This is a genomic window from Kineococcus gurbantunggutensis (genome assembly GCF_050871925.1).
In the GTDB taxonomy this organism is placed as follows: Bacteria; Actinomycetota; Actinomycetes; order Actinomycetales; family Kineococcaceae; genus Kineococcus.
On record NZ_JBJLSG010000209.1, the window covers coordinates 1 to 6,928 of the forward strand.

The 6,928-nt window shown below is 78.2% G+C and carries 6 protein-coding genes; 3 read left to right on the plus strand and 3 right to left on the minus strand.

Features of this window, described 5'->3' with window-relative positions; translation table 11 throughout:
• Positions 1-44 precede the first annotated feature (44 nt).
• On the minus strand, positions 45-272 hold the full coding sequence (locus tag ACRYR7_RS23230; protein WP_432574562.1) for a hypothetical protein: 228 nt from the start codon (positions 270-272) through the stop codon (positions 45-47).
• Between the two features lie 104 nt (positions 273-376).
• Complete coding sequence (locus tag ACRYR7_RS23235; RefSeq protein WP_432574564.1) at positions 377-1,228, minus strand: acyl-CoA thioesterase; 852 nt, start codon at positions 1,226-1,228, stop codon at positions 377-379.
• A 66-nt stretch (positions 1,229-1,294) separates the two neighbouring features.
• Here ACRYR7_RS23235 and ACRYR7_RS23240 point away from each other — a divergent pair, with 66 nt between their 5' ends.
• The 3 genes from ACRYR7_RS23240 to ACRYR7_RS23250 all read left to right on the plus strand — a co-directional run bounded on the left by ACRYR7_RS23240 (position 1,295) and on the right by ACRYR7_RS23250 (position 5,077).
• On the plus strand, positions 1,295-2,260 hold the full coding sequence (locus ACRYR7_RS23240) for a zinc-binding dehydrogenase (RefSeq protein ID WP_432574566.1): 966 nt from the start codon (positions 1,295-1,297) through the stop codon (positions 2,258-2,260).
• A gap of 143 nt (positions 2,261-2,403) precedes the next feature.
• Complete coding sequence (locus ACRYR7_RS23245) at positions 2,404-3,864, plus strand: aminotransferase class I/II-fold pyridoxal phosphate-dependent enzyme (protein WP_432574567.1); 1,461 nt, start codon at positions 2,404-2,406, stop codon at positions 3,862-3,864.
• A 67-nt stretch (positions 3,865-3,931) separates the two neighbouring features.
• Positions 3,932-5,077 (plus strand): oxygenase MpaB family protein, encoded by a 1,146-nt coding sequence (locus ACRYR7_RS23250; RefSeq protein ID WP_432574569.1) that lies wholly within the window; start codon positions 3,932-3,934, stop codon positions 5,075-5,077.
• Positions 5,078-5,135: 58 nt separating this feature from the next.
• Here ACRYR7_RS23250 and ACRYR7_RS23255 read toward each other — a convergent pair whose 3' ends face one another.
• Positions 5,136-6,806, minus strand: coding sequence for a glycoside hydrolase family 13 protein (locus tag ACRYR7_RS23255; RefSeq protein WP_432574571.1), 1,671 nt, complete (start codon positions 6,804-6,806; stop codon positions 5,136-5,138).
• Positions 6,807-6,928: the final 122 nt, after the last annotated feature.

Sequence of the window (6,928 nt, forward strand, 5' to 3'; positions counted from 1 at the left end):
GCGACCCCGCCGGGGTCGCGGGCACCTCCGCGTCCGGGCCCCGCTCACAGGGCCGGGTCGAGCCTGCGCCCGGCGGGCGCGTCCCCGGCGCCGGCCGGTCGCGGGGCGGGGGCGGCGGCGTAGCGGGCGACGAGGCGGTCGGCCCGGGCGGCCGCGGCGGCGGCGCGGCGCGCGCAGGCGCAGTGCCGGGGCGCGTGCTGCGGGTGGTGGCGGCGGCGGTGGCGGTGCCGCTGCAGGACGGACGTGGCGGCGGTCATGACTCCCTCCTCCATCGAGAGCTCCTTCGCTCTGTGATGCAGGTCACATTCTTCCACGGCCGCCCCGCCCGCGCAGCCCCCGCCGGCTCAGCCCCTCGCCCGCTCAGCCCCTCGCCCGTTCAGGGCAGGCGCAGCATGCCCTCCTGCGCCACCGAGGCCACCAGGCGCCGCTGCCGGTCGTACACGCGCGCCGTCGACAGCCCCCGCGCCCCCGTCGCGTTCGGGCTCTGCGCGACGTACAGGAACCACTCGTCCGCGCGCGCCGGGCGGTGCCACCACATCGCGTGGTCCAGGCTCGCCACGCTCAGCCCCGGCGTGGCCCACACCAGCCCGTGCCGGCGCAGCACCGGCTCCAGCACCGTGAAGTCCGAGGCGTACGCCAGCGCCGCGCGGTGCAGCACCGGGTCCTCCGGCAGCGCGCCGTCCAGGCGCATCCACACCGCCTGGTGCGCGCGGCGCTGCCCGTCGGCGGTGACGTACAGCGCCGGCTCCACGTGCCGCACGTCGGTCAGGCGCCCGCGGCCCAGCTGCCGCGCCATCGGGTGCTCCAGGGCGTCCAGCAGCTCCACGTCGCTGGTCAGCTCCTCCGGCTCGGGCACCTCCGGCGCCGGCTCGGCGTGCTCCAGGCCCGGCGCGGCCTCCTGGAAGGAGGCGATGCCGGACAGGATCGGCACCCCGTCCTGCAGCGCCTGCACCCGCCGCGCGGAGAACGAGCGCCCGTCGCGCAGGCGCTCCACCGCGAAGCGCACGGGCACCTCCGGGTCGCCCGGGCGCAGGAAGTACGCGTGCAGCGAGTGCACCGCCCGCTCGGCCGGCACGGTGCGCGAGGCCGCCACCGTCGCCTGCCCCAGCACCTGCCCGCCGAACAGCCGCGGGCGCCAGTGCGGCAGGTTCGGCGCGGTGAAGACGTCCGCCGCGCCGGGCACCGGGTGGACGTCCAGGACGGGCAGCAGGGGGCTGGGCTCGCTCACGCCCGGAGGCTACCGAGGCCGCGCCCGCCCGCGCCGGTGCGCGCCGGCGCCGGTAGCGTCGCGGCCGTGCTCGCCGCCCGCGCCGTCCGCAGCTCGCCCGACGACCCGCTCTCCGCCCTGGAGGTCGGCGAGGCCCCGGCCGCCGAGCCGCCCGCGGGCTGGGTGCGCGTGGCGGTGCGCGCCGCCGCCCTGAACCGCCACGACCTGTTCAGCCTGCGCGGGGTGGGCCTGCCCGCCGACCGGCTGCCCATGGTGCTCGGCTGCGACGCGGCCGGCACCACCGACGACGGCGACGAGGTCGTCGTGCACGCCGTCGTCGCCGACCCGGACTTCTTCGGCGACGAGACCCTCGACCCGCGCCGCACCCTGCTCTCCGAGCTGCACCCGGGCACCCTGGCCGAGCACGTGTGGGTGCCGCGGCGCAACCTGCTGCCCAAGCCCGCCGGGTGGTCCTTCGAGCGCGCCGCCTCGCTGGGCACCGCGTGGCTGACCGCGTACCGGATGCTCTTCACCCAGGCGCGCGCGGTGCCCGGGCAGACCGTGCTCGTGCAGGGCGCCGCCGGGGGCGTGTCCAACGCGCTGATCGCGCTCGGTGCGGCCGCCGGCCTGCGGGTGTGGGTGGCCGGGCGCTCCCCGGAGCGCCTGGCGAGGGCCGCCTCCTGGGGCGCGGCGGCCACCTTCGCCGCCGGCGAGCGCCTGCCCGAGCGCGTCGACGCGGTCCTGGAGACCGTCGGCGAGGCGACGTGGCAGCACTCGGTGCGCTCCCTCAAGCCCGGCGGCGCGATCGTCGTCTCCGGCGCCACCACCGGCGGCGCCCCCCCGGCGATGCTGGAGAACGTCTTCTTCCGCCAGCTGCGGGTGCTGGGCTCCACCATGGGCACCCGCGAGGAGTTCGAGCGGCTGCTGCGCTTCTGCGAGCTGGCCGACCTCGCCGCGGAGGTCGACTCCGTGCACGCCCTGGCCGACGCGCGCGCCGCGTTCGCCCGCCTGGACTCCGGCGAGGCCGTCGGCAAGGTCCTCGTCACCGTCTGAGCCGCGCGCCCCCTGCGGCGCGCACCCCGCCGCACCGTCCCGCCGCACCGTCCCGCCGCGCCCGGCGCCGCATGGTCCGCGCCCCCGCGGGTACGTCCCGGCGGGGGCGCACCCCGCACGGCAGTCCAGGAGGAGGAGACGTGGTGGACCACTCGCGCGCACCGGTGCTGGAGGCGCTGCAGGCGTTCAGGGACCGCGGCGACGTCGTCTACGGCCCGCCCGGCCACAAGCAGGGCCGCGGCGCCGACCCCCGCGTGGTGCAGCTGCTGGGGGAGGGCGTCTTCGCCTCGGACGTGCTCACCCTCAACGGCCTGGACGACCGGCGCGAGTCGCAGGGCGTGGTCAGCCAGGCCGAGGACCTCATGGCCGACGCGGTGGGCGCGCGCAAGGCGTTCTTCTCCACCTGCGGCAGCTCCCTGTCGGTCAAGGCGGCGATGATCTCCGTGGCCGGGCCGGGGGAGAAGCTGCTGATCTCCCGCAACGCGCACAAGTCCGTCATCGCCGGGGTGATCGTCTCCGGGATCGAGCCGGTGTGGGTGCACCCGCACTTCGACGCCGACCTGCACCTGGCGCACCCGCCGGAGCCGGCCGACGTGCGCCGCGCGCTGGAGGCCAACCCCGACGCCAAGGGGATGCTGCTGATCTCGCCGACCGACTGGGGCACCTGCGCCGACATCGCCGGCGTGGCACGGGTGTGCCACGAGTTCGGCGTCCCGCTCATCGTCGACGAGGCGTGGGGCGCGCACCTGCCCTTCCACCCCGACCTGCCCGCCTGGGGCGTGGACGCCGGCGCCGACGTCGTCGTCACCAGCGTGCACAAGATGGGCGGGGCGATCGAGCAGAGCTCGGTGTTCCACCTGCAGGGCGACCTGGTGGACCCCGACGTGCTCAAGGAGCGCGAGGACCTGCTGGGCACCACCAGCTCCTCCGCGCTGGTCTACCTCACCCTCGACGGCTGGCGACGGCACATGGTCGAGCAGGGCGAGGAGCTGCTGAGCGCCGCCCTGCGCCGCGCCGAGCGGGTCCGCGCCGCGGTCGAGGGCATCGAGGGCCTGGAGCTCATGGGCCGGGAGGTCGTGCGCCCGCAGGGGGCGTTCGACCTGGACCCCCTCGCCCTGACGATCGACGTGCGGCCGCTGGGGATCAGCGGCTACCAGGCCGGGGACTGGCTGCGCGCCACCTGCCACGTCGACGTCGGCTCCGCCGACGCCTGCCGCATCGGGGTGCGCCTGACCCACGCCGACGACGACGCCACCGAGGCGCTGCTCGTGCGGTCCCTGCAGCGCCTGGCCGCCGAGGCCGGTGACCTGGAGCGCCAGCCCGCCACGCGGCTGCCGCGCCCGGGCTCGCTGGAGATGGAGAACGCCATGACCCCGCGCGAGGCGTTCTTCGGGCGCGTGGAGCAGGTCCCGATCGCCGAGGCCGTCGGCCGCGTGGTCGCCGAGCTCGTCAGCCCCTACCCGCCCGGCGTGCCCGTGCTGGCCCCCGGCGAGGTCGTCTCCCGGGACGTCGTGGACTACCTCACCAGCGGCGTGGCCGCCGGCATGCTCGTCCCCGACGCCGCCGACCCCTCGATGGAGACCCTGCGCGTCGTGGCGCGCTGACCCCGCCGTCCGCCCTTGCCGCGCCCGCCGCGGGCGGGTACGCAGGGGCGGACGACAGGGGAGGCCCGTGGACACCACCGCACCGCGCAGCACCGCACCGGGCACCGCACCGGGCGCCGCACCGGGCGCGGCCGGGCTCGACGCCCTGATCGCCGAGCTGAGCGCCGTGGGCGACCCGCCCGCCGACGCCGCCGCCGACGAGCTGGCCGCCGACCCGGCCGCGCGGCGCGCCCTGGACCGCGGGCTGGCCGAGGGCGCCGCCGTGCTCGACGCCACCGCCACCCCCGCCCTCGCCGCGCACCTCGCCGGGGCGGAGGCGGTCGTGCGGGCGGCACCGGCGGAGCTGCTCGAGCGCGCCTGCCTGCCGCACTTCACGATCTCCCAGGCCGGGCACGTCTTCGACCTGGGCGCCGGCGCCCTCATCCACAGCTACGCCCCGCCCGGGCCCGCCGCCGTCCTGGTCGGCACCGGCCGGCTCGTCGAGAGCGCCTTCCAGCGGCTGCAGGACACCGCCCGCTGGCACGCCGCCGCGCTGCTGCCCGGCGGGCTGCGCCCGGGGCAGCCCGGGTTCGCCGCCACCGTCCGCGTGCGGCTGCTGCACGCGCGGGTGCGCCGGGCCGTCCGGCGCGCCGCCGGCGGGCGGGGGCCGGTGCCGATCTCCCAGGTCGACACCGCCCGCACCTGGCTGGACTTCACCCTCGTCACCACGCGCGCCGACGCCGCCCTGGGCCTGGAGCTCACCGAGCAGGAGCAGCGCTCGCTGTACGCGTACTGGCGGGTGCTGGGGGAGCTGCTGGGGATCGACCCGCGGCTGCTGGCCGGCGCCGTCGACGCCACCGGTGCCGAGCTGCTCGCCGCCCGGATCGCCGCCGTCACCGGCCCGCCCGGCGAGGACTCCCGGCGCCTCACCCGCGCCGGCCTGACCGCGCTGGCCGACGCCCTGCCGGCCTTCAGCCCCGTGCCGCGCCGGCTCGCCCGCCCCCTGGTGAGCACCGTCTCGCGCGCCATGCTCGGCGACGCCCTCGCCGACGACCTCGGCATCGCCCGCTCGCGGGCCGGCAGCGCCGCGCTGCGCCCCGTCGTCGCCGTGGTGCGCGCCCGCCGGCGCCGGCTGCGCCGCGACCCGGCCGCGTGGCGGCGCGCGGTCGAGGCCAACGTCGCCGCCACCCGCGCCTTCGCGCTCGAGGGGGGCGCCGCCGGCTACGAGCGCTGAGGCACCGCGCGCCGCGGCGGCCGGCCCCCGCCCGGGGACCGCCCGCCGCGCCGCCGGATCAGGCCGGCGCGAACCAGGCGGCGGTGTCGGTGGGCACCGCGCCGTCCACCAGCTCACCGCTGACCAGCAGAGCCCGCGCACCCGCCGGCGGGGTCACCGGCTGCGCGGACAGGTTCAGCACCACGAGCACGTCGCGGGTGCGGAAGGCCAGCACGTCCCCGCCGGTCAGCTCCGCGTCCCACGCCAGCGCGCCGCGGCCCAGGCCGTGCTCGCGGCGCAGCGCCAGCGCCGAGCGGTACAGCTCCAGCGTCGAGCCCGCCACGCCGGTCTGCGCGGCCACCGACAGCCGCGCCCACTCCGGCGGCTGCGGCAGCCACGAGGCCGCGCCGGGGCCGAACCCGTACGAGGGCTGCGTCCCCTCCCACGGGATCGGCACGCGGCAGCCGTCGCGGCCGCGGTCCTCGCCGCCGGTGCGGGCGAACGCGGGGTCCTGGCGCACCTGCGCGGGAAGCGTCGTCACCTCCGGCAGGCCCAGCTCCTCGCCCTGGTACACGTACGCCCCGCCCGGCAGCGCCAGCATGAACACGCTCGCCGCGCGCGCCCGGCGCAGGCCCAGCTCCGCGTCCGGCTGCGGGTCGTCCGGGCCCACCCCGGACACCGGCTCCGCACCGGCCGGGTAGCCCAGCCGGCTGGCGTGGCGCACCACGTCGTGGTTGGAGAGCACCCACGTCGCCGGCGCGCCGACCTCCGCGTGCGCGGCCAGGGTGGCGTCGACGACCCCGCGCAGCTCCGCGGCCCGCCACGGCGCGCGCAGGTAGTCGAAGTTGAACGCCTGGTGCATCTCGTCGGCGCGCACGTACCGCGCCAGCCGCGACGGCGGCGTCACCCACGCCTCGGCGACGAGGATCCGCTCGCCCTCGTAGGACTCCAGCACCCGGCGCCACTCGCGGTAGACCTCGTGCACGCCCTCCTGGTCCCACATCGGCGGGCGCTCGCCGGAGGAGGTGGCCCCCTCCAGCAGCGCCTGGTCGTGGTCCCACTCCGGCAGGCCCTCGGCCTTGATCAGCCCGTGCGCGACGTCGACGCGGAAACCGTCGACCCCGCGGTCCAGCCAGAACCGCAGCACGTCGGTGAACTCCTCGCGCACCTGCGGGTTGGACCAGTCCAGGTCCGGCTGGCTGGAGTCGAACAGGTGCAGGTACCACGAGCCGTCCGCCACGCGCGTCCACGCCGGGCCGCCGAACACCGAGCGCCAGGAGTTCGGGGGCAGCTCGCCCTGCGCGCCGCGGCCGGGGCGGAAGACGTAGCGCGCCCGCTCCGGCGAGCCCGGCGCGGCGGCCAGCGCCTCGCGGAACCAGGCGTGGTCGGCGGAGGTGTGGTTGGGCACCAGGTCCATCACCACGCGCAGGCCCAGCTCGTGGGCGCGCGCGGACAGCGCGGCGAAGTCGTCCAGGGTGCCGAACACCGGCTCGATGCCGCGGTAGTCGGCGACGTCGTAGCCGGCGTCCTTCTGCGGGGAGGGGTACACCGGCGAGAGCCACACGGCGTCCACGCCGAGGTCGGCCAGGTGCGGCAGGCGGGCCGTGATGCCCGGCAGGTCGCCCAGGCCGTCCCCGTCGGCGTCGGCGAAGGAGCGCGGGTAGACCTGGTAGATGACGGCGTCGCGCCACCAGGACCCGTCGGTGCGGGAGGGGCTCGGGCTGCTCTCGGTGCTGCTCACCCGGCCCATCCTGCCAACAACGCGCCGCCGGCGGCGCACCCGGGGGGGGGGCGGCCGCCCGCCGCCGGCGGCCCGCGGGGGGGGGCCGCGCCGCCCCATGAGGCCCCGCCGCCGCCCCCCCGCTGCGGGCC